This window comes from Vibrio sp. 10N.261.52.A1 (assembly GCF_002876325.1).
GTDB lineage: Bacteria > Pseudomonadota > Gammaproteobacteria > Enterobacterales > Vibrionaceae > Vibrio > Vibrio chagasii.
Map to the genome: position 1 here is coordinate 1 of NZ_MCYD01000365.1, position 377 is coordinate 377.

General features: G+C 44.0%; 1 protein-coding gene. It reads left to right on the forward strand.

The features are described 5' to 3' along the window. Positions 1 to 78: 78 nt before the first annotated feature. The coding region (locus BCT81_RS04415) for a helix-turn-helix transcriptional regulator (protein WP_133152543.1) at positions 79 to 377 on the forward strand (299 nt) is incomplete at its 3' end.

Below are 377 nucleotides of genomic sequence, written 5' to 3' on the forward strand. Positions count from 1 at the left end.
GTGTGCTCTTTAATCAACAAAGCGCTTCATGCAACAATGAAATCAATAGACAGGAAGTAAGAAATAAATGAGGGACCTATGTCAGAAGACATTTATGATGAGTACCCATCTTTAACGTTGGCGAAAGAGACGTTAGATCAGAATATCGAACCACTTAGGCTTGGCCAACGTATTAAAGATATCCGCAGCAAGCTGGGCATTACGTTAGAAGAGGCGAGCCAACGCACTGGTTTGGCACGTTCTACGCTGAGTAAAATTGAGAACGAACAAATCTCACCGACGTTCCAAGCGATGCAGAAATTGGCTATGGGTTTGCAAATCGATATGCCGCAACTCTTTGAGCCTCCAAGGAAAAAAGTTGCCACAGGACGTCGTGA